This is a genomic window from Roseburia sp. OM04-10BH (assembly GCF_003462605.1).
Lineage (GTDB): Bacteria > Bacillota > Clostridia > Lachnospirales > Lachnospiraceae > Roseburia_C > Roseburia_C amylophila.
The window spans coordinates 150,070-172,831 of sequence record NZ_QTZI01000004.1 but is presented as its reverse complement, the minus strand read 5'-3'; the positions used below and the strand labels follow the sequence as shown (position 1 = coordinate 172,831).

Genomic DNA, 22,762 nt, shown 5'->3' with positions numbered 1-22,762 from the left:
ATCAATAGCTTCTTATAGATAATTGGCAACCCATAAGCTTGGCAATAGAACAGAGAATGTGCCTTGGCACATTCTCGCGCCTGCGGCGGTCGCTTGCGACATCTACCTTATACGCCGCAGTGTGCATCCTCGCGGAGCGTTTTTTACTTTACAGGAAAGCAATTTCCTGTAAAGTAAAAAAGTGAAAGCTGCCACAAATGTGACAGCTTTCTATCTTATTAGTTGTACTTACGTTTTCTTGCAGCTTCCGATTTTTTCTTACGTTTAACACTTGGTTTCTCGTAATGCTCTCTTTTACGGATTTCCTGCTGGATACCAGCTTTCGCACAGTTTCTTTTGAATCTGCGTAAAGCGCTATCTAACGTCTCGTTTTCTTTTACGATTACATTTGACATTGTCTCACACCTAACCTCCCTCCAGTTGCGTATTGTGCATATTCAACTGTTTGGGTAATTTTATTGCACTACCAAAGATTATAGCATAATTTTCCCGTACGTCAACCGTTTTTTTGCTGTTTTTCCAATTTTCCGGAAAATATTTTTAATTCAGTATATTTTATGCTAACTGCTGTACAAGAACAGTCTTTGCTTCTGTCAAAGCATCTTTGATGCCAGCCGGATTCTTACCACCGGCCTGAGCCATATTTGGACGGCCACCGCCGCCTCCGCCAACCTTCGCAGCAATTCCCTTGATGAGGTTACCGGCATGTGCACCCTTGCCCATTGCTTCCTCAGTTGCCATTGCAACAAGATTTACTTTGCCATCACAATCAGAAGCTAATACGATAACACCTTCGCCAAGCTTCTCTTTGAGCTGGTCTCCTAAGTCTCTTAAACCATTCATATCTACACCGGAAACGCTGGTTGCTAAAAGTTTCACACCAGCTACTTCCTCCACCTGATTCATAACATCACCTAATGCATCCTTTGCCGCTTTGCTCTTTAAGGATTCATTTTCAGACTGTAATGCTTTTACTTCGCCTAATACATGATTTACACGCTCAACAAGATTTGCAGGTGTCGCTTTTAATAATTTTGCAGCCTCTTTTAAGGTTTCTTCTAACTGGTCATAATATTCAAATACACCTTTGGATGTCAGGGCTTCAATTCTTCTGACTCCAGCCTGGATTCCAGCCTCGGAAATAATCTTAAATGCCTGGACTGCACTTGTATTGCTTACATGGGTACCACCGCAAAGCTCGGTAGAAAAATCTCCCATTTTTACAACACGGACGTTATCACCGTATTTCTCACCAAATAATGCCATTGCACCGGTCTTCTTTGCATCCTCTAAAGACATTACTTCTGTTATAACAGGAAGTGCTTCTGCAATTTTCTGGTTTACAATGTCTTCCACTTCGGTAATCTCATCTGCTGTCATTGCTGAGAAATGTGTAAAGTCAAATCTTAATCTGTGCTCGTCTACATAAGAACCGGACTGCTGTACATGGGTACCAAGTACTTCTCTTAAGGCTTCCTGAAGAAGATGTGTTGCACTGTGGTTCTTTCCGATGGCAAGTCTTCTGTCTGCATCAATGGAAAGTTCTACTTCATCACCGGTCTTAATCATTCCCTTGGTAACTTTACCAATATGTCCGACTTTGCCGCCAAGCATCTTTACGGTATCTTCTACTTCAAAGACAAAGCTTCCGTCCTTGCTGCTGATAACACCGGTATCTGCTACCTGTCCACCCATGGTTGCATAGAATGGAGTCTTCTCTACGAAAATAGTTCCAATCTCACCATCGGATAAAGCTTCTGTGATTTCAGTCTCGGTAGTCATTACTGTAATCTTGGAAGTATAAGTATTGTTCTCATATCCGACAAATTCAGTTGTAATACTTGGGTCGATGGATTCATATACGGTAACATCTGCACCCATGTAGTTGGTTACTTTTCTTGCTTTTCTTGCTTTCTCTCTCTGCTCTTCCATTGCAGCCTTAAATCCGGCTTCATCAATGGTAAATCCTTTTTCTTCTAAGATTTCCTGGGTCAGGTCAAGAGGGAATCCGTAAGTATCATAAAGCTTGAAAGCATCCGCTCCGGATAATTCTTTCTTTCCTTCTTTTTCCAGCTTGTCCTGCATCTCTGCTAAGATAGCAAGTCCCTGATCAATTGTTTTATTGAATTTTTCTTCTTCCTGGGATAATACCTTGAAGATGAAATCTTTCTTCTCCTCTAATTCCGGATAACCATCCTTGCTCTCACGAATAACAGTATCACTGAGTTTTGCCAGAAACAGTCCATCAATTCCAAGTAATCTGCCATGTCTTGCAGCACGACGAATCAGTCTTCTTAAAACATAACCTCTTCCTTCGTTACTTGGCATAATTCCGTCGGATACCATAAAGGTTACAGAGCGGATATGGTCTGTAATCAGACGGATAGAAACGTCATCTAATGCATCCTGCTGATAAGTCTTTCCTGATAATTCACAAATCTTATCACGGATTGCTTTCATAGTATCAATATCAAATACGGAGTCTACATCCTGCATAACAACTGCCAGACGCTCTAATCCCATTCCGGTATCAATATTTTTCTGGGAAAGCTCGGTATAACCACCTTTGCCATCTCCTTCAAACTGTGTAAATACGTTGTTCCATACTTCCATGAAACGGTCACACTCACATCCTACTTTACAGTCAGGACTTCCACAGCCATATTTTTCTCCACGGTCATAATAGATTTCAGAACATGGTCCGCAAGGTCCTGCACCATGCTCCCAGAAGTTATCACATTCTCCGGTTTCCGGGTCACGATAGAATCTGGTAATTTTCTCTGCCGGAACACCGACTTCTTTAGTCCAGATTTCAAATGCTTCTTCGTCTTCTCCATAAATAGATGGATACAGACGCTCCGGGTCAAGCTCTAACACTTTTGTTAAGAATTCCCATGACCATGCAATTGCTTCATGTTTGAAATAATCACCAAAAGAGAAGTTTCCAAGCATCTCAAAGAAAGTAAGATGTCTTGCTGTCTTACCTACATTTTCAATATCTCCGGTACGAATACATTTCTGACAGGTTGTCACTCTTCTTCTCGGCGGAATCTCCTGTCCTGTAAAATATGGCTTTAATGGAGCCATACCAGCATTGATAAGCAGAAGACTGTTATCATTATGTGGTACTAAAGAAAAGCTCTTCATTGCCAGATGTCCTTTGCTCTCAAAGAATTCAAGATACATTCTTCTTAAGTCATTTACTCCGTATTTCTTCACAATAATTCCTCCAAAAAACTATTTTTCTTCCTTTTTATCTTCATGTAATGCCAGTTCCTTTGCATCTTTCCGTTTCCGCAGTGCAATACCTGTGAATACACCGAGAACTGCAATTGCAACCAGAATCACAAAAATAACTACATACTGTAAAAAACTGCCTCCAAATGCGAGAAAATTATCCATACATTCTTCCTCCTGTTTTTAACTACGGGAACCACTTTTTACCGATTTCCCGTGTAACGAAATAGTTTCCTTCCCCTAAGCAGGAAACGTATTAAGTATAGACCAATTAATGGCATAATTCAAGAATTTCATTTGAGATTGTCCATATCAAATACCTGATTTTCTTTTTCGATATCCATGATGCGGTCCGTATACAAATGATTATCACATTTTTGCTTGTATTTTTCAATGGCAGAATAATCCTGCCACATATGCATCGGGAATACATAATCAGCTTCCACATTTTTCATGAAATAAGCCAAACCAAGTTCAGTATACTCACCAAGTCTCGGGTCTAAAACCACAAATGCCACATTGATATGCTCACCTTCTAACTTGCGTATCTGGTGTCTGTAGTCCCGCTCCATCTTGCCATTAATCAGCTCTCCCACATGCTCCATCTTCCAGTTATGAAGGTCTCCTGCATGATAAATGGTCTTGCCACAGGTCTTTACCAGAAACGCCACACCGGCATCCGTGGAACGAAGGGTTTTTACCTTCACTTTTCCGATTTCATATTTCTTATCCGGAATGACATATTCGATACATTTCTTTGCCCGCTCCGGAATACCGTGTTTTTTCATAAAATTCGGACTCATTTTTGTATCTTTTGACAAAATAAAATGAATGTCTTCATAATCCTCTGCCAGTTTTAAAATATTCATATCAAAGTGGTCCTGATGCTTATGGCTTGCAAAGAAATAAATGGATTTGTCTTTGTCAAATACCGGAAGCACTCCGGTAAAAGTATAACCGGTTACACGGTTTCCTTCAAAATAATCAAATATCAAAACCACATCTTCCATTTCCACCACAAAACAGCTATGATGCACAAATATTACTTTCATATCGTTCCTCTCATTTCATTCTGCCAATAATTTCATTTGCTTTCCGGTATATTTCTTCCGGTTCAAATCCAATCTGAAATGTGTTATCTTCATAAAGAATTTGTCCATTTACCATGGTAAGCTTTACATTCTGTTTGCTTCCGCTGTATACAATATTCCTGACGAGATTATTTTCCGGCTGCATATTCGGCTGTTTTAAATCAAGCATGATTAAATCTGCTTTCTTTCCCTCTGCCAGACTATCGCATTCATTTAATCCCATAGCAGCAGCTCCTCCTGTCGTTGCCATATAAAGTACTTCTTCTGCACCAACACAGGCTGCATCCTTTTCTCTGACCTTTGCCAGACCGGTAGTTAAAAACATTTCCCGGAACATATCAAGGCAGTTATTACTTGCCGGACCATCTGTTCCGATAGCAAGATTAATTCCTTCTTTTATAAAGCGGTCAATCGGTGCGATTCCGCTTGCCAGCTTCAGATTCGATGCAGGATTCGTTACTGCCGTAAGATTTCTCTTTCGAAAAATTTCAAAATCCTCATCTTCAAAATATACACAGTGATAACCACCGCCGCCATATTGAAACATTCCAAGCTCTTCCATCAGCCGGGTCGGTGTCATTCCATAACGCTCCTTACACTGTTCTACTTCAAGTGCAGTCTCGGAATTATGGAAATATACCGGTGCATGCAGCTTTTCGGATAATGCTGCCACCTGTTTTAAGTGCTCTTTTGAGGTGGTATATTCCGCATGAAATCCCGGCACATAACCGGTTAAGTCACTCATTTCATTGACTTTATGATAAATTTCTTCCATCTCTTCAATGGAGCTTGTAAAATCATTGAAGCTGCTGACCTGCATGGTCCGGAATCCACAGTCTATGGAAGCCTTTGCAATTGTCTCCGGAAAGAAATACATATCAAAATTTGAAGTGATGCCACTGGTCAGATATTCCATGATGCCTAGTATGCTGAGCCAGTATATATCATCTGCCGTAAGCAGTGCCTCTTTTGGAAATACCTGCTTTGTCAGCCAGTCCTGTAATGGCAGGTCATCCGCATAGGAACGTAAAAATGTCATGGCCGTATGGGTATGGGCATTTTTAAATCCCGGCAGCAGCAGGTTTTTCTCTGCGTCAATTTCCCTGTCCCAAAGAATCATTCCTGCCGGCTCTTTTTCAAAAACACGTTCCGTATCAAGGCCATCCCCGATATAGATAATCTCATCCTTCTTTACCCACAATTCCCCGGTTATCACCTGAAAAGAATGTCCCTCTGACGGCGCTAAGATTCTGGCATTGTAAAAACGTATATTCATACGCAATCCCCTCCTTATCTTCTACCTTCTCCTGATAGATATCTGCCTTTTATATTTAATTTCTATAGCTGCTTCCCCCTATATCATTTTCTTACAGAAATGTTTTCATACCGGTAATAGAATCGGTCACCAGCTTTTTAAACAATGGTGCAACACAATCTGCTGTCTCCTGAACTTCACGGTGTGTCAGGGAAAATGGTGAAATTCCTGCCGCGAGATTTGAAATACAGGAAATACCGCAGATTTTCATCCCCATATGATTTGCTGCAATGGCTTCACAGGCTGTACTCATGCCTACCGCATCTGCCCCCAGTACGCGGCACATGGAAATTTCCTGTGGTGTCTCAAAATTCGGTCCTGATAACTGCAGGTAAGTGCCTTCCCGAAGCGGAATATCTGCTTCAATAGCAGCTTTTCGGATTATTTTCTGCAAATCCTCATCATAGATATGGCTCATATCCGGGAACCGTTCCCCCAGTTCATCGATATTTGCCCCGATTAAAGGAGATGGTACAAAGCAGCCAATCTGCCCGGTAATCATCATCAGATCTCCGGCTTTCATTCCCTGCTGTATTCCCCCTGCAGCATTGGTAAGAAAGAGTACCTTTGCGCCCATCATTTTCATTAATCTTGTTGGCAGCACAACATCCTGCATGGAATAACCTTCGTAATAATGCACACGTCCCTGCATACATACTACCGGCACATCCCCTACATAACCGAATACGAAGCGCCCCTTATGCCCCGGTACCGTTGATACCGGAAACCCTTCGATATCGTGATAATCAAGCACTGCTTCCACCTTCATATTCGTGTCAGCATAATCTCCTAATCCGGAGCCTAAAATCAATGCTGCCTGTGGTTTAAAATCAATCTTATCTTCAAAACATGCATAACATTTTAAAAGCTTTTCATATACTTCGTTCATGCTCCTCACTCCTTTTAACAATTATACCTTCCTATGTATTAAAAATCAAATAAAGAAAGCTGGTTCGATTCCGGCAAGTCCCCGAATAATCCAAGGTCTCCCATCAGATCAATTACGGTCTTACTAACTTTGGTCCGCTGTCTGAAATCATCCTTGGATAGAAATGGACCATCCTTGGCAGCCTCTACCACTGCCTCTGCCGCCTTCTCGCCAAGACCATCTATCGTACTTAAGGCAGGCATCAGTCTGCCATCAATAATCTGGAAACGGGATGCCTGGGCTTTATATAAATCAATGGTCCAGAACTCATAGCCTCTTGCATACATTTCCTGCACAATACGCATATCCTTATAGGTATCCTGCTCCTTCTTCGATAGTGAATCCTTTCGTTTCTCATAATCACGCATGAAGTAATTCAGCTTATCCTTTCCCTGACACATAAGCTCATAACTGAATCCGGTTGCACGGATGGAAAAGTATGCTGCATAATATGCCAGCGGATAAAATACCTTACAGTAAGCAATACGCCACGCCATCATAACGTATGCCGCCGCATGGGCCTTCGGGAACATATACTTAATCTTCTTACAGGACCAGATATACCAGTCCGGTACGCCGTGGGCAGTCATTTCTTCCTCCCACTCCGGTTTTAAGCCCTTTCCCTTACGGACAGACTCCATAATGGTAAAGGATTCCTCACTGTCAAGTCCCATACTGATAAGATAAATCATGATATCATCACGGGTACAGATTGCCGTAGAAATGGTTGCTTTTCCCTCTTCAATCAATGTCTGGGCATTTCCTAACCATACATCCGTACCGTGTGACAGACCTGCAATTCGAATCAGATGGGAAAAGGACTGCGGGTCTGCGTCAATTAACATCTGCATCGCAAAGTCTGTTCCAAACTCCGGAATTCCAAGTGCTCCAAGTGTACAGTTTGTCAACATATCCGGTGTAATACTCAGTGCACTGGTATTCTTAAATAAGGACATGACGGACTTATCATCCAACGGAATCTTCTGGGCATCAATTCCGGTTAAGTCCTCAAGCATACGGATCATGGTCGGATCGTCGTGTCCGAGAATATCAAGCTTTAATAAGTTGTGATCAATGGAATGGTACTCAAAATGCGTCGTAATAATATCGGTTGTCATATCGTTGGCAGGATGCTGAATCGGTGTAAAGGAATAAATCTCTTCCCCCACCGGCAATACTACGATACCTCCCGGATGCTGTCCGGTGGTCCGGTGGATTCCCACGCAGCCCTGCACAATCCGGTCTATCTCACAGTTTCTCTTATGCACACCATGCTCTTCATAATAATTCTTTACATAACCGAATGCGGTTTTATCTGCCAGCGTACCAATGGTTCCGGCACGGAAGGTCTGTCCCGCACCGAAAATTACTTCTGTATATTTATGGGATTTACTCTGGTAATCACCGGAGAAGTTAAGATCAATATCCGGCTCTTTATTTCCCTTAAATCCAAGGAATGTTTCAAACGGAATGTCAAATCCTGCTTTCACCAGTGGTTTGCCGCAGTTCGGACACCGCTTATCCGGCATATCACAACCGGACTGTCCGCCATATTCCTTTACTTCCGGCGAATCAAAATCACTGTAATGACAGTGGGCACAGTAATAATGTGGTGCCAGCGGATTTACCTCCGTGATTCCGGACATGGTTGCCGCAAAAGAAGAACCTACGGACCCACGGGAACCTACCAGATAACCATCCTCATTGGATTTCCAAACCAGCTTCTGGGCAATGATATACATTACCGCATAACCGTTTCCGATAATGGATTTTAACTCCCGCTCCAACCGCTCCGATACGATTTCCGGCAAATCCTCTCCATACATCTCATGTGCCTTGTTATAGCAGATATCACGCAGCATCTGATCGGAATTTTCAATTACCGGCGGACACTTATCCGGGCGAACCGGAGAAATGCGCTCGCACATATCTGCGATCTTATTGGTATTATCGATAACAACTTCTTTCGCTTTCTCACTGCCTAAATAGCTGAATTCCTCCAACATTTCTTCTGTGGTACGAAGATATAGCGGAGCCTGCTCATCGGCATCCTTAAAGCCTTTACCCGCCAGAATAATCCGGCGGTATACTTCATCCTCCGGGTCCATAAAATGCACATCACAGGTTGCCACAACCGGCTTATGGAATTCTTCTCCTAATTTTACAATCCGGCGGTTAATGTCCTTTAATTCATCCATGGTGGAAATCGGTGCTTTTTCATCTTTTATCATAAATGCATTATTTCCAAGAGGCTGGATTTCAAGGTAATCATAAAACTTCACCAGACGGATAATCTCTTCCTGCGGCCGTCCCTGTAAAATTGCCTGATAAAGTTCTCCCGCCTCACAGGCAGAACCAATCAGTAAGCCTTCCTTGTGTTTTAAGTATTCGCTCTTTGGAATTCTCGCCCTCTGATGGAAATAATCAAGGTGGGATAAGGATATCAGCTTATAGAGATTCACACGTCCCAGATCATTCGTTGCAAGAATAATAGCATGATGGGTCGGCATCTTCATAACGGTCTCTTTGCTGACATGTCCCTCGGCATTTAATTCATCCAGTGTATTGATGCCACGGTCAGCAAGCATTTTTACAAACTTTTCGAAAATTTCAGCGGTACATGCCGCATCATCTACCGCACGGTGATGATTCTCCAGCGAAATATTTAATGCCCTTGCTACGGTATCCAGCTTAAAACGGTTCAGGTTCGGCAGCAGCATTCGTGCCATGGCAACGGTATCTGCAATGGTAAAATCATAAGGAATGCTTAAACGGTCACAGTTATATTTGATAAAGCTCATATCAAAATCAGCATTGTGTGCTACCATAACAGCACCATCACAGAAGGCTAAGAACTTCGGCATAACTTCCGCAATCACCGGTGCCGTAATTACCATATCATCTTTGATTCCGGTCAGATTTTCAATGTGGAACGGAATCGGCACTTCCGGATTAACAAAAGTGGAAAAACGCTCGGTTATATTCCCCTTTTCTACTTTTACCGCACCAATTTCAATAATTTTATTTACCAGCGGTGAAAATCCGGTGGTCTCTATATCGAATACCACATAGGTATCCTGCAGAGACTGATTCTTTGAATTTTCTACAATGTCCTTCAAGTCATCCACAAGATAAGCTTCCACACCATAGATAATCTTAAAGTCCGGGTCATCCGGCAGTGCATGGTTTGCAATCGGGAATGCCTGGACATTTCCATGATCGGTAATCGCCAGTGCCTTATGTCCCCACTTATATGCCCTTTTTACCAGATCTCCTACATCAGTAACACCATCCATGTCACTCATCTTGGTATGGCAATGAAGCTCTACTCTCTTTAACGGGCTGTTGTCCATTCTTATTGTAGTAAAATCAGGGATTTTCTTAATTCCGACAATGGAGCCGATGGTCAGTTCACTGTCAAATTTATCAATGGTCGTTACACCCTTAATTTTAAGAAATGCTCCCTTTTTCAAATCTCCCATCAGTTCCGGTAGATTCTCATTTTTTGTAAAGATTTTAAGCACAATGGAATCCGTAAAATCCGTTACTGACATAATGATAATTGTCTTTTCACCACGGATTTCTCTTGTATCTAATGTCATTATCTGTCCACGGATGACAACTTCTCCCATTTCACCTACGATGGTCTCAATCGGAATTGCATCCTCTTCAAAATCACGGCCATAAATAACATCCGGATTGTCTGATTTTTTAACAAAATCTCTTCTCTGGAAGGAAGATTTTCCCTTAAAATCCTTTCCGCCGGAAAAGTTATTCTTTCCAGCAGCAGGTGCTGCTCCTGCACCTTCTGTGCCGGTAGTCTGTTTTTTCTCCGGGGCAGCAGGTGTTTTTTCCTTTTCTGACGCTCTAGCATCCGGCTGTGCGTTTGCTTCATTGGTAGCAGGCTGTTCCATGCCATCTGCATTCTGCGTTCTTGCAGCAGCGGTTCGTGCCACGATATGGGCAACCTCTGTTTCAATCTGGCTGTCAGCACTCTTTAAATAATCATTTTCTGCCGGCTTCTCATACTGTGGCTCAATCATTAATTTTAATCCACAACGTTCGCAGATGATTTTTTCTAAGATATCAATCAGTTCATTGCTCCGCTCTGTGGCAACAATGGTATCCTCTAAGGTAAGAATCATATGGTCTTCCCGGTCAAATTCCATTTTGCTGCAGCGCATCAGATTATAGAGCAGTACGCTGTAATTGCGAATCTCTTCTAAAATACTCTCCCGGTATACCGCCATCAGTTTTTCCGGTGTATACTGGCTGGATAAATTAAATTTTTCTATGATTTTAACAGCTATCTCCTTGTGCGGAAATAGCTGTTGTCTGATTTCTTGTTCAATATGATAGATTTCCGGTTTTGGAATTAGCCTTGTACTCTCTAAATAAATCCGCAGTGCATTCTGTGCGGAATTCGATGCCACTTTTGTAATCTCTGTTTCTTTCAAAAGTGCACTTATCTCCCCGGTAATCTTTAATGTTGGAAAAACTTCAAAAAACAGTTTTGCCATAATTTTTCCTACTCCTTATTCCAGTTCAAAAGTTCCTTTCTCAATTCACTTAAGAGCTGATTCTCCGGTACTTTACGGTCTATCTGACCATGCTTTATAATTAGTCCTTCTCCCACACCGCCTGCAATTCCGATATCGGCTTCCTTTGCTTCTCCCGGTCCGTTGACTACACAGCCCATAACAGCAACCTTGATGTCTAAAGGAATGTCCGCTACCATATTCTCTACCTGATTTGCCAGTTCGATTAAGTTGATTCTTGTTCTTCCACAGGTCGGACAGGATACAACCTCAATGCCACCCTTGCGGAGTCCCAAGGTTCTTAAAATCAGTTTTGCTGATTTGATTTCTTCTAACGGATCTCCGGTTAATGAAACACGAATGGTATCTCCAATCCCCTGATTTAAAATCAGTCCCAGTCCAATGGAGGATTTAATATTTCCGCTGATAATCGTTCCTGCCTCTGTAATTCCCACATGCAGGGGATGATCGGTTTGCTCAGCAATCAGTTCATGGGCTTTTACACACATCATAACATCTGAAGATTTGATACTGATAACGAGATTGTCATATCCCATATCTTCAATAAGATGCACTTTATCCAAAGCACTTTCTACAATGCCTTCTGCAGTAACACCATGATATTTTTCTACTAAATCCTTTTCCAGTGAACCGCTGTTGACTCCCACACGGATTGGAATATTTCTTTCCTTTGCTACGTCTACCACAGCCTGCACACGCTCTTTGCTTCCGATGTTGCCCGGATTGATTCTGATTTTATCTGCTCCATGCTCCATGGCAGCAATAGCCAGCCGGTAATCAAAATGAATATCTGCAACCAGTGGTATTGCTATCTGCTTCTTAATCTCAGTCAATGCTTCTGCGGCTTCCATTGTCGGCACCGCACAGCGGATGATATCACAGCCTGCCGCTGCCAGACGGTTAATCTGCTCTACGGTTGCTTTTACATCCTCTGTCTTTGTATTGGTCATTGACTGTATCAGGATTGGATTTTTTCCACCGATGATACGGTCTCCTATTTTTACCACTTTCGTATCTTTTCGTTCCATGATTGCTTTTCCTCCTGTGCAGGATTATTTAAAATAATTTTCGAATATCGTTAAACATAACAAGCACCATCAATGCCAGAAGCAGCATCAGTCCGACAAAATGAACCATGCCCTCTTTGTCCGGATCCACCCGTTTCTTTCTGACGGCTTCTATAATCAGAAATACCAGTCTTCCTCCGTCTAATGCCGGTAATGGAAGCAGGTTCATAATTCCAAGATTGGCAGTCAGCATTATGGAATAATTAATTAATGTCAATACCACCGATAGCGTTCCCGCTGACTTGCTCTCGTCATAAGTATCACCAATATTCTTTACAATACCTACCGGTCCCGAAAGTTCATTGACACTGACTCTTCCGGTCACTAACATCTTCAAGCTGTCCATGGTAACTTCTATCCAGTATTTCACTTCATATACGCTATATTTTATGGTCTCAAAAATATTACCCCGCTCACGCATGGTATTTCCATAGATTCCAAAGAGATTTCTTCCTGCTTCTTCATTATATTTCGGGCTGATGGTACAGGTATATTCCTCTCCATCTCTTTCATAGGTCACTTCCAGATTCTCATTGGAATGAAACAGCGTGTAAACACTTACTTCACGATAAATATGAATGTTCTTTCCATTGATTTCTTTAATGATATCTCCAGCCTGAAGTCCTGCTTCCTCTGCCGGATATCCTTCCATAACACCTTTTACCTCCGGCCGGTCAAATCCGGCTGTCCCGATAACAATCAGTGCCAGAAGGAATGCCAGAATAAAGTTAAAAACCGGTCCTGCCGCTACAACTGCTATTCTCGCCCATACGGACTTGCTGTTAAAGGAGCCTTCACTTTCCGACTCTCCGTCTTCGCCTTCCATCATACATGCTCCACCAAAAGGCAGCAGTTTTATGGAATATTTTGTCTCTCCCTTTGTAATTCCAAATAGCGTTGGTCCAAGTCCCAGACAAAATTCATTTACTTTGATTTTATTTTTCTTTGCCAGCAAAAAATGTCCCAGTTCATGAAAAATAATAATAAAACTGAACATTAAGATTGCAATGATTATTTTCAATCTACCACCTGCTCTCTATATACTCATACGCGGCCTGCTCTGTTGCAAGGATTTCTTCTACGGACGGACTGGCAATATAGGTACACTGCTCCATACACGCCTGTGCAATTTCCGGAATCTCCAAGAAACGGATCTTTCCGTCTAAGAACATTGCTACCGCTCTCTCATTTGCTGCATTAAAAGCAGTCGGAATGTTACCGCCCTTTCTGCAGGCTTCATAAGCCAGCTTCAATCCATAAAAAGTCTCCATATCCGGCTCTTCCAATGTAATTGCCTTCATTTTCCAGAAATCAAGCCGGTCTCCACTTAAGTGTAACCGGTTCGGATAATACAGGGCATACTGGATTGGAAGCCGCATATCTGCTGTTCCAAGCTGTGCAATGACTGCACCGTCTTCATACTCTACCATAGAATGTATGATACTCTGTGGTTGTACTACAACCTGAATCTGGTCTGCATTTACATCAAACAGCCATTTTGCTTCAATGACTTCAAGTCCCTTATTTATCATAGTTGCGGAATCAATAGTGATTTTACGTCCCATGCTCCAGTTCGGATGCTTCAATGCATCTTCCACTTTTACCTGTTCTAATTCCGCCCGCTTCTTTCCACGGAATGGTCCGCCGGAAGCTGTCAAAAGTATTTTTGCAATTTTATTGTCTCCGGCTCCCTGCAGAGACTGAAAGATTGCACTGTGTTCACTGTCCACTGGAAGGATTTTCACATTACATTCCTTTGCCAGCGGCATAATAATATGTCCTGCGGTAACTAAAGTCTCCTTATTAGCTAGTGCAATATCCTTTCCTGCTTTCATAGCGGCTATGGTCGGACGGATACCAAGCATACCCACAATGGCAGTTACAAGAATCTCTGCTTTCTCTTCCGTTGCTACTTCTAAAAGTCCTTCCATCCCGGAAGCCACCTTTACCTTCAAATCTGCAACCCTTGTCCGAAGCTCAATCGCATCCTCTTCTGCCCATACAGCAACCAAAGCCGGATGAAACTCCCGGATCTGTTCTTCTAATTTTGCAATATTATGTCCTGCCGCAAGTGCAGTTACTTCAATATCTCCATGTTCTCTTACAACAGAAAGTGTCTGGGTTCCAATGGAACCAGTGGAACCTAAAATTGCAATCTTCTTCATGTTTCCTCCTACTTGCCAATCAGATATAATGCAAGATAATAAATAATTGGCGCTGTAAATATTACACTGTCAAAACGATCTAAGATTCCACCATGGCCAGGAATCAGTTTGCCATAATCTTTAATGTCATAATTACGTTTGATTGCAGATGCAGTCAGGTCTCCAATCATAGATATGATTGCCCCAATCGCACAAATCATGCAAAGCATAATGATATCACGGTTGGTGCTTCCCATAGAGCCCTGGAAAACAAAGCAATAAATCAGGGTTAATAATGCTGCTCCCACTACTCCGCCAACAGCTCCTTCCCAGGATTTCTTCGGAGAAAGCACCGGTGCCATCTTGTGTTTTCCAATCAGCACACCCACGCAGTATGCACAGGTATCGCAGCCCCAGGAGCATAAGAAAATTAACCATACAATATAAGCTCCACCCGGTAGCATTCTGGTCTGATATACATAAGAAAGCATCACCGATACATAAAATACACCAAAAAATGCTGCTAACATCTGCTCGGTATGATATTTCGGATAAGAAAATACATATACAAACATCAGCACTACCAAAAGTGCGATGACAAATAACATCATATCCGGAATAAACTGAAATTTCAGATTGCAATAATATACAATCGTTGCCAGTCCGCCGACTACACCGGCACAGCTTTTTTCAATTTTAAACACACGATACAGTTCATATAATCCAATCAAAGAAATAATTCCGGTTACTGCCAGCAGCAAATCATTTCCGGTAATAATGAATACCAGTGCCAGAATTACCAGCACGATTCCACTTAATAATCTTGTCTTAAACATATTACTCCTCCTCTATCTTTCCATATCTCCGGTCTCTTCCGCTATAATCCTCTACTGCTTTACGCAGTTCTTCCGGTGTAAAGTCCGGCCATGGAACCTCAGTAAAATATAACTCACTATAAGCAAACTGCCACAGCAAGAAGTTGGAAAGCCTCTGTTCTCCACTGGTGCGGATCATAAGATCAGGATCCGGGATATCTTTCGTATCAAGATAGGATGCATATTTCTCTTCGGTAATCTCCTCTGCCGAAATACCATCCTGCCACATTTTCTTCATTCCACGGATCATTTCATCTCTTGCTCCATAATTAATGGCAATCTGTAAATTCAGTCCCGTATTATGGGCAGATTCTCTTTCCAATACAGCAATCTGCTGCTGGAATTTATCATCCAGCCGGCTGGTATCCCCGATTACACGGACTCTCATATTATTCTTGTCCGCTGTCTTTATACAGTTCTTAAGATAACTGCTCAAAAGCTTCATCAAAGCATCTACTTCATTCTGTGGACGGTTCCAGTTCTCTGTGGAAAATGCATACATGGTTACGTATTCTATGCCCAGATCATGCGCTGCTTTACAGATAACTTCAACATTCTTTGCCCCCATAGTATGTCCATAGTTTCTTGGCATTCCTCTTTTCTTTGCCCAGCGTCCGTTTCCATCCAGAATAATTGCAACATGTTTTGGAATCTTCATCTTTGTTCTCCTTTTTACAGATGTTTACAACATAAAAGGGGACACGGCAATCGAGCTATGTCCCCATATGTGTCGTACATGGATAAGATTATACCGTAAGGATTTCCTTTGTCTTTTCCTCTACTGCACCATCAATTTTTGCAATATATTTATCCGTAATTTTCTGAGTATCGTTTTCTAATTCCTTTAATTCATCCTCAGATACTTCATTTGCTTTGTTCTGTTTCTTGAATGCATCATTAGCATCCCTTCTGATATTACGGATTGCCACCTTGGCATTCTCACCTTTTTTCTTAATATCCTTTGCCAGTTCTTTACGTCTTTCCTCGGTAAGCTCCGGGAATACAAGACGGATTACTTTACCATCGTTGGTTGGATTTAAGCCTAAATCAGATGTTAAAATTGCTTTTTCAATCTCTTTTACAAGGGATGCTTCCCAAGGCTGGATCTGAATCATTCTTGGCTCCGGAACATTGATATTTGCAACCTGCTGTAACGGGGTCGGTGTTCCATAATAATCTACAGTAATTCTGTCTAAGATATGCGGATTCGCTCTTCCTGCCCGGATAGTTGCATATTCTTCCACAAGATTCTCGTATGATTTCTGCATTTTCTCTTCATATGGGGTTAATCTGCTATCCATAAATAATCTCCTTTATTATACAGTCACTTTCGTGCCGTTAAATTTTCCGCTCATTGCATTTACAATGCTGTCCGGCTCATTTAATCCGAATACATACATTGGCATTTTATTTTCCATACACATAATAGATGCGGTTAAATCTACTACTGCAAGCTTCTTATCAATCACTTCCTGAATGGATACCTCATCATATTTCTTTGCTGCCGGATTTACCTTCGGGTCACTGTCATAGACACCGTCAATGGCTTTTGCCAGGAAAATGCCCTCTGCATCCATTTCAATGGCACGGAGTACAATTCCGGTATCTGTTGAGAAATAAGGATGTCCTGTTCCACCTGCAAAAAATACTACCATTCCTTTTTCAAAATATTTATTGGCACGGTCTTTTGAGAAAAGTTTGGTCATGCTGCCACACTCAAACGGAGTCAGAATCTGTGTCATCATTCCAACAGAACGGAAGATTTCAGATACATAAATACAGTTCATAATCGTTGCAAGCATACCAATCTGGTCTGCTTTGGTACGGTCGATAGTCTCGCTGGAACGTCCTCTCCAGAAATTACCGCCACCAATTACGATTCCAACCTGGCATCCGCCATCTACAATCTGTTTTACCTGGCGGGCAACTTCTGTTACGGTCGGCTCATCAAAACCTGTTTTCTTTTCTCCTGCAAGTGCTTCTCCACTTAATTTTAAAAATACTCTCTTCATTATTTATTCTCTCCAAAAAGACTTTCCACATCAATATCAGCATAGCACTGGGAACAGAAACCTTCGATAACTGCACCATTGTTAATCTGAACAGAACGGGATTTGATGTTACCCATAACAACTGCAGAAGTATCTACAACTACAGGTCCCTGAACATCGATATCGCCCTTGATTGCTCCTGCGATAACTGCAGAGCTTGCGGTAATATTTCCAATAATGACAGAACCAAGTCCGATTTTAACAGTTCCGGTGCTTACTACTTCACCTTCTACTTTTGCAGCATCAGCGAAGAATTCAGCAGAATTGCTGTTTCCATTGATAGTTCCGGTAACAACCAGCTTGCCATTACACTGAACATCACCATTAATATTTCCACGGATATCTAAAGAACCAGTAGATGCCATATTACCGGTAATGGATGTTCCTTCTGTGATTACAGATACTTCATCTGAAACTTCATCTGATGTCTGAACCGGAGCAAAATGCGCCGGAGTTGCCGGCTGTACCGGTGTTACTGTCTCTTCTGGCATTGTCATGGTTTCATTTGCTGTTGTCTCACTCATTTTACTTTCCTCCTGAATATGTAAATCTTCTTTTTCTTCTGCAGCTGGTGTCTCTACTTTTGTTTCTGTTTCCTGTGCCGGTGCTTCCTTCTCTACCGGAGCATTGGCATCCTTGGTAACCTTTTCTAAAAGTCCGTCCAATTTGGATAATTCAGACTCCACATCCAGTTCATCTTCCAATGTATTGACTACTACATCGTTATCCTGCTCTGCTGCCTCTGTTGTGTCTTCACCCGGTACCAGTTCGTTCACTGCCTGCGATAAATCCTCTTTAAAATCTTTAAAAAAGCTCATTCTTAAAAACCTCCATTTTTTCTATTGAACACTGTCTGCACTAATATGCTGTATTACAGTTGTATCCTCAGTAATCGGAAGTAACTCTACTCCCTGTGCCTGTAGTGCCTCAATCATCGGACCTAAGGCTTCCACCGTTGTCTCCTTCGTATTTGCATCATGAAGTAACACAACCGATGTTTTATATTTTACCACATCCTCTAACACATTATCTACCAGCTCGTCCGCTGTATATGCCTGTGATGTAGCATCACCACTGGTTACATTCCAGTCAAAATAAGTAACATCCTGCTCATTCAGATATTTTATAAACTCTTTCATATCAGTATTACTGACCTGATTGCTGCTTCCACCCGGGAAACGATAATAATGGCAATCCTCTCCCGTTATATCATAAAGATAATTTTGTATTTTGGTAAAATCATCCTCAAAATTTTCAAGCGAATCGTAAATCACACTGTATTTATGGGAATAAGAATGCATTCCCAGTGTGTGCCCCTCATTTACAATTCTTTTATACATCTCCTGAGACTCTTCATCTTCTTTTCCTACAACAAAAAATGTTGCTTTCACATTATACTGCGCCAATGTATCAAGAATAGCTGCCGTATTGGAACTTGGTCCATCATCAAAGGTAAGATATACTTTAAGCTGATCTCCCGGCTGTGCCTTGTTGCTTTCATCCTCTGCCACCAATGGCTGGACAATCGAACTGTCTGCATTCTGATCCTGATATTCTGTGTCTGTCTGTAATTCCGTTCCAGTAGACATTTCTCCTTTCGACTGGTTCTCGTCCTGCTGTACCTTTCCGGAAACAATACCGCTTGATACCAGCCTGTCTATCTGGTTCTGTAAAGAAATTACCCGGCACAACAATACCACGCACAAAATAATCGATATCAGCATCCAGGCGAAGATAGATGTTATAATCCCCGTCTTCATGCGATTAATGCGTTTTCGCCTTTCCCGCTGTTCCTTTAACCCCTTCGTGGTCTTCTCTTCCATGTAGTGACCTCCCGGTCATAAAATCTCTTTTCTATTGTAACACACTTTAACAAAATATCACTATAAAAAATAATTTTAATTGAATTACTTCTTGAGATTTTTCTTTCTTTTGTCAGAAAATTCCCCTGCAGAAATCACTCTACAGGGGAATTTTATATACTTTTACAATTTGTGCTAAGCTTTTGCTTAGTTTCCTGCTATCTGAGCAGCAACTTCTGCAGCAAAGTCTTCATTTTTCTTCTCCAAACCTTCACCTGTTTCGAAACGTACAAACTTCTTAACAGATACAGGAGCACCAACTTCTTTGGAAACCTGCTCTAAGTATTTTCCAACTGTCTGTTTTCCATCTTCTGCTTTTACATATACCTGATCTACTAAGCAGATTTCTTTTAACTCTTTGCTGATACGTCCTTCGATCATTCCATGGATAACCTTTTCCGGTTTCTGGGACTCTTTCGGATCATTCATAATCTGAGCTAAGAGAATTTCTTTCTCATGTGCGATGTAATCTGCACTTACTTCATCTCTGGAAACATATTTTGGATTTAAAGCTGCTATCTGCATTGCAATGTTGGTTAATGCTTCTTTTACTGCATCATTTACAACAGTTGTGTCAGCATCAACGATAACACCGATTCTTCCGCCGCCATGGATATAAGATACTACACAACCATTCTCAGCTACAACCTTTTCGAATCTACGAATCTTTAAGTTCTCTCCGATAACTGCAACTTTCTCTACTAATGCATCTTTTACTGTCTTGCTTTCATCTGCATTCCATTTTTCTTCCATGAATGCATCCATGTCTGCTGCGTCAGAGTTTACTGCCTGTGTTGCAACAGCCTCTACAAACTCACGGAATGTATCATTTTTAGCAACGAAGTCTGTTTCGGAGTTAACTTCAACAACTGCTGCTGTCTTATCATCTTTTACTACAACAGTACAAAGACCTTCTGCTGCAATTCTTCCAGCTTTCTTCTCAGCTTTTGCCTGTCCGTTTTTTCTTAAATATTCAACAGCCTCATCCATGTTGCCGTCTGTTTCACCTAATGCTTTTTTACAATCCATCATTCCTGCGCCGGTTAATTCACGCAGTTCTTTTACCATTGCTGCTGTAATAGCCATCTTCATTTTCCTCCATTTATTTTTTCTAAAGGTAAGGACAGGCAATTACTGTCTGTCCTGTTTTATACACACGTTGTGTGTTTCTTATCGTTTAAAATACTGTTCTTATGCCTCTACAGCTTCTTCTGCATCCTCTGCAGCTTCAGTGTCAACATCAACAGTTCCCTGATTTGCTTCGATAACAGCATCTGCCATTTTAGAAACGATTAATTTAACGGCTCTGATTGCATCATCGTTACCAGGAATTACATAATCTAACTCTTCCGGATCACAGTTTGTATCTGCAATACCAATAAGTGGAATTCCTAAGGAATGAGCTTCCTGAACGCAGATTCTTTCTTTCTTAGGATCTACGATAAAGATAGCATCTGGAATCTTCTTCATTTCTTTAATTCCGCCTAAGTTCTTCTGTAATTTATCTAATTCTTTCTTTAATTTGATAACTTCTTTCTTAGGAAGAACATCAAATGTTCCATCCTCTTCCATAGTTTCGATTGCTTTTAATCTTGCAATACGGCTCTGGATTGTCTTGAAGTTAGTAAGCATACCACCTAACCATCTCTCGTTTACATAGAACATGTTACAACGCTCTGCTTCTGTTTTGATAGCATCCTGAGCCTGTTTCTTTGTTCCTACGAAAAGAATAGTACCACCATCAGCAGCGATATCTGCCATAGCTTTGTAAGCCTCATCAACTTTGCCTACAGATTTCTGCAGGTCGATGATGTAGATACCATTTCTCTCTGTGTAGATGTATGGAGCCATTTTAGGGTTCCATCTTCTGGTCTGATGTCCAAAATGAACACCTGCTTCTAATAACTGTTTCATTGAAATAACGCTCATTGTTTTTCCTCCATTTGGTTATTCTTCCATATACTTCTTATTATCAGACAACCTTGCGGCACCAATCTGACAATCGGTATATGTGTAAATTTATCGCAACGCATGGATTATATCATACTCAGCCATGCTATGCAACCTTTTTTTAATGATGAATCGTTTTATCCGTAAGTATTCCGGCAATTTCTTCATAGCCAGCCCCTTCTGGAATCGTTACGGTTCCGGGCAGGACAAAATTGGCATAATTATTATCTACCATATATTTATTAAATGCTTCTGCATTGTCCACAAGACCTTCTTCCTGCAGACGCTGTGAAACCGCATTAGAAGAATCTCCTACTTCTACGGTAAATTCCTTCTGTACCATATTGTTTCCATCTTGTGACGGTGGTACGGCATCCGCTCCATCTGTTCCCACATCCTGCGATATCTCCCCTGAATCAGTTGTTCCCGGCTGCATATCTGCCTGTTCTGTATTAAAGCCGCCCTCCGTGCTCTTTGGAATCTCATCTTCTGTTTCTGTAGCTTTTGGTATGGTGTCCTTTCCGGTATCTTCCATTACCATTCCAAGTTCTTTTGCCCTTGCAATGATTTCATCATCTGAAAGGTCATTTTTCTTCATTGCAAATGATATGGATAAGATAATCGTGCTTATCAGAATACCAATTCCCAAGCCTCTCAGATAATACTTAAACTTCACTTGTATCTACTCCTTTATACAATCCTACAACCAGTCTCACTTCACCCTGTCCAAGACCCAGTTCCTTTGCTATCTCTACATACGATTTTCCCTGACTGTATAGGGCAAGGATTTTTTCGTTATGATTCGTCTGCTCCGGCTGTTCTTCCATCTCTCCGGTTGCCGGTTCCGCTTCTGTCTCCACCGGTTCCTCTGTGGCTTTTACTTCTTCTGTTTCTTTAACTACAGACTCTTTCGCCTCTTCTAAGCTCTCACCGATTTCGGCTGACATCTCGCCAATTTGTCCTGCAAGCTTTGTCAGTTCTGTGTGCTTGTCATTTAGCATGCTGTATAAAAACATAATCTCATTATGGGTCTGATTCATCTTCTCCATAACGGTATCCGAATATTCACCGATTGCCAGCATTTTTTCATTGGTCTCTTTATCCAGTGCCCGCTCCACCTTATCTGTGGAATCTTCAATTGCATGGTCAATCTGGTCTTCTATCGCAGCTTCTGCATCTTTCAACTTGTTTTCCAGTATTTTTTTTATCTCATTCTGACTCAGTTCCGCAATACGGTCTAATTCTGCACCGGATAGCTTTTCTGTTACCATAAAGCTTCCTATCATCATAACCAGACCAGCCAGAATCAGGATGATTTCCACGCCTGTCATCTGTCAGATACACTCCTTTTTATATTTTAACATCAAAGCCGCCAATTGCACCTTTGATAACCACACGGTCTTCTTTCTGTTTCTTTTTCCGTTGTTCCTGCCGCTGGTACTGACCCTTTCCCTCTTCCTTTGCATCAAAACGATGTTCTTCCATCTGGGAATCATCTTTCCTGGTCACCTGCTCTGATTGGCGGTATTCTTCTCTTTGCACTTCCATCTGTATATTTTGCTGATCCACCATAGGTTTCATATCCTGCTGTTGTTTCAGTGTTCCAACATCCTGTGTTCTCTGAATAACTCCATTCATATCTACCGGACGAATTGACATATCCACACACCTCCAGCCTGTCTC

General features: G+C 41.6%; 20 protein-coding genes and 1 pseudogene. All 21 read right to left on the bottom strand.

Annotation, left to right across the window (positions count from 1 at the left end):
• Positions 1 to 218 precede the first annotated feature (218 nt).
• Positions 219 to 395 carry a 30S ribosomal protein S21 gene (gene rpsU, locus DXB43_RS06035; RefSeq protein ID WP_021737899.1) on the bottom strand — a complete coding sequence of 59 codons (177 nt, stop codon included), beginning with the start codon at positions 393 to 395 and terminating at the stop codon, positions 219 to 221.
• A 160-nt stretch (positions 396 to 555) separates the two neighbouring features.
• Positions 556 to 3,219, bottom strand: a complete 2,664-nt coding sequence (gene alaS / locus DXB43_RS06030; protein ID WP_330417865.1) for an alanine--tRNA ligase — start codon at positions 3,217 to 3,219, stop codon at positions 556 to 558.
• Between the two features lie 18 nt (positions 3,220 to 3,237).
• Entirely contained in the window at positions 3,238 to 3,402 is a 165-nt protein-coding gene (locus tag DXB43_RS06025) for a vanadium nitrogenase (protein ID WP_117698712.1), read from the bottom strand.
• A 128-nt stretch (positions 3,403 to 3,530) separates the two neighbouring features.
• The gene (locus DXB43_RS06020) at positions 3,531 to 4,289 is read right to left on the bottom strand and encodes an MBL fold metallo-hydrolase (protein ID WP_117947066.1); all 759 of its coding nucleotides are present in this window, start codon (positions 4,287 to 4,289) and stop codon (positions 3,531 to 3,533) included.
• Between the two features lie 10 nt (positions 4,290 to 4,299).
• Entirely contained in the window at positions 4,300 to 5,604 is a 1,305-nt protein-coding gene (locus DXB43_RS06015) for an amidohydrolase (protein WP_022243266.1), read from the bottom strand.
• A gap of 91 nt (positions 5,605 to 5,695) precedes the next feature.
• Positions 5,696 to 6,532, bottom strand: coding sequence for a purine-nucleoside phosphorylase (locus tag DXB43_RS06010; protein WP_117947065.1), 837 nt, complete (start codon positions 6,530 to 6,532; stop codon positions 5,696 to 5,698).
• Between the two features lie 38 nt (positions 6,533 to 6,570).
• Positions 6,571 to 11,091 (bottom strand): PolC-type DNA polymerase III, encoded by a 4,521-nt coding sequence (locus tag DXB43_RS06005; protein ID WP_117947064.1) that lies wholly within the window; start codon positions 11,089 to 11,091, stop codon positions 6,571 to 6,573.
• Between the two features lie 8 nt (positions 11,092 to 11,099).
• The gene (gene ispG / locus DXB43_RS06000; RefSeq protein WP_117841154.1) at positions 11,100 to 12,158 is read right to left on the bottom strand and encodes a flavodoxin-dependent (E)-4-hydroxy-3-methylbut-2-enyl-diphosphate synthase; all 1,059 of its coding nucleotides are present in this window, start codon (positions 12,156 to 12,158) and stop codon (positions 11,100 to 11,102) included.
• A 28-nt stretch (positions 12,159 to 12,186) separates the two neighbouring features.
• Positions 12,187 to 13,218 (bottom strand): RIP metalloprotease RseP, encoded by a 1,032-nt coding sequence (rseP, locus tag DXB43_RS05995; protein WP_022243270.1) that lies wholly within the window; start codon positions 13,216 to 13,218, stop codon positions 12,187 to 12,189.
• A gap of 1 nt (position 13,219) precedes the next feature.
• Positions 13,220 to 14,362 carry a 1-deoxy-D-xylulose-5-phosphate reductoisomerase gene (dxr, locus tag DXB43_RS05990; protein WP_022243271.1) on the bottom strand — a complete coding sequence of 381 codons (1,143 nt, stop codon included), beginning with the start codon at positions 14,360 to 14,362 and terminating at the stop codon, positions 13,220 to 13,222.
• 8 nt (positions 14,363 to 14,370) lie between these two features.
• Positions 14,371 to 15,177, bottom strand: a complete 807-nt coding sequence (locus tag DXB43_RS05985; protein WP_117841155.1) for a phosphatidate cytidylyltransferase — start codon at positions 15,175 to 15,177, stop codon at positions 14,371 to 14,373.
• Position 15,178: 1 nt separating this feature from the next.
• Positions 15,179 to 15,880: pseudogene (locus DXB43_RS05980) on the bottom strand (isoprenyl transferase); the annotation flags it as partial.
• Between the two features lie 82 nt (positions 15,881 to 15,962).
• A complete protein-coding gene (gene frr / locus DXB43_RS05975; RefSeq protein ID WP_117947063.1) occupies positions 15,963 to 16,517 on the bottom strand; it encodes a ribosome recycling factor in 555 nt (184 codons plus the stop codon).
• Positions 16,518 to 16,532: 15 nt separating this feature from the next.
• Positions 16,533 to 17,228, bottom strand: coding sequence for a UMP kinase (gene pyrH, locus DXB43_RS05970; protein ID WP_022243275.1), 696 nt, complete (start codon positions 17,226 to 17,228; stop codon positions 16,533 to 16,535).
• Positions 17,228 to 18,085, bottom strand: coding sequence for a polymer-forming cytoskeletal protein (locus tag DXB43_RS05965; RefSeq protein WP_022243276.1), 858 nt, complete (start codon positions 18,083 to 18,085; stop codon positions 17,228 to 17,230). Before DXB43_RS05965 ends, pyrH begins: the two co-directional genes overlap by 1 nt.
• Before the next feature lie 21 nt (positions 18,086 to 18,106).
• Entirely contained in the window at positions 18,107 to 19,090 is a 984-nt protein-coding gene (locus DXB43_RS05960; protein ID WP_117947062.1) for a polysaccharide deacetylase family protein, read from the bottom strand.
• Between the two features lie 186 nt (positions 19,091 to 19,276).
• Positions 19,277 to 20,215, bottom strand: coding sequence for a translation elongation factor Ts (gene tsf, locus DXB43_RS05955; RefSeq protein ID WP_022243278.1), 939 nt, complete (start codon positions 20,213 to 20,215; stop codon positions 19,277 to 19,279).
• Positions 20,216 to 20,320: 105 nt separating this feature from the next.
• Positions 20,321 to 21,058 carry a 30S ribosomal protein S2 gene (gene rpsB, locus DXB43_RS05950; protein ID WP_022243279.1) on the bottom strand — a complete coding sequence of 246 codons (738 nt, stop codon included), beginning with the start codon at positions 21,056 to 21,058 and terminating at the stop codon, positions 20,321 to 20,323.
• A gap of 142 nt (positions 21,059 to 21,200) precedes the next feature.
• Positions 21,201 to 21,755, bottom strand: coding sequence for a hypothetical protein (locus tag DXB43_RS05945; protein ID WP_117947061.1), 555 nt, complete (start codon positions 21,753 to 21,755; stop codon positions 21,201 to 21,203).
• Entirely contained in the window at positions 21,745 to 22,410 is a 666-nt protein-coding gene (locus DXB43_RS05940; RefSeq protein ID WP_117698702.1) for a DUF6115 domain-containing protein, read from the bottom strand. The genes DXB43_RS05945 and DXB43_RS05940 overlap by 11 nt, the downstream gene beginning before the upstream one ends.
• Positions 22,411 to 22,429: 19 nt before the next feature.
• Positions 22,430 to 22,738, bottom strand: coding sequence for a hypothetical protein (locus DXB43_RS05935; RefSeq protein WP_117698701.1), 309 nt, complete (start codon positions 22,736 to 22,738; stop codon positions 22,430 to 22,432).
• Between the last annotated feature and the right edge of the window lie 24 nt (positions 22,739 to 22,762).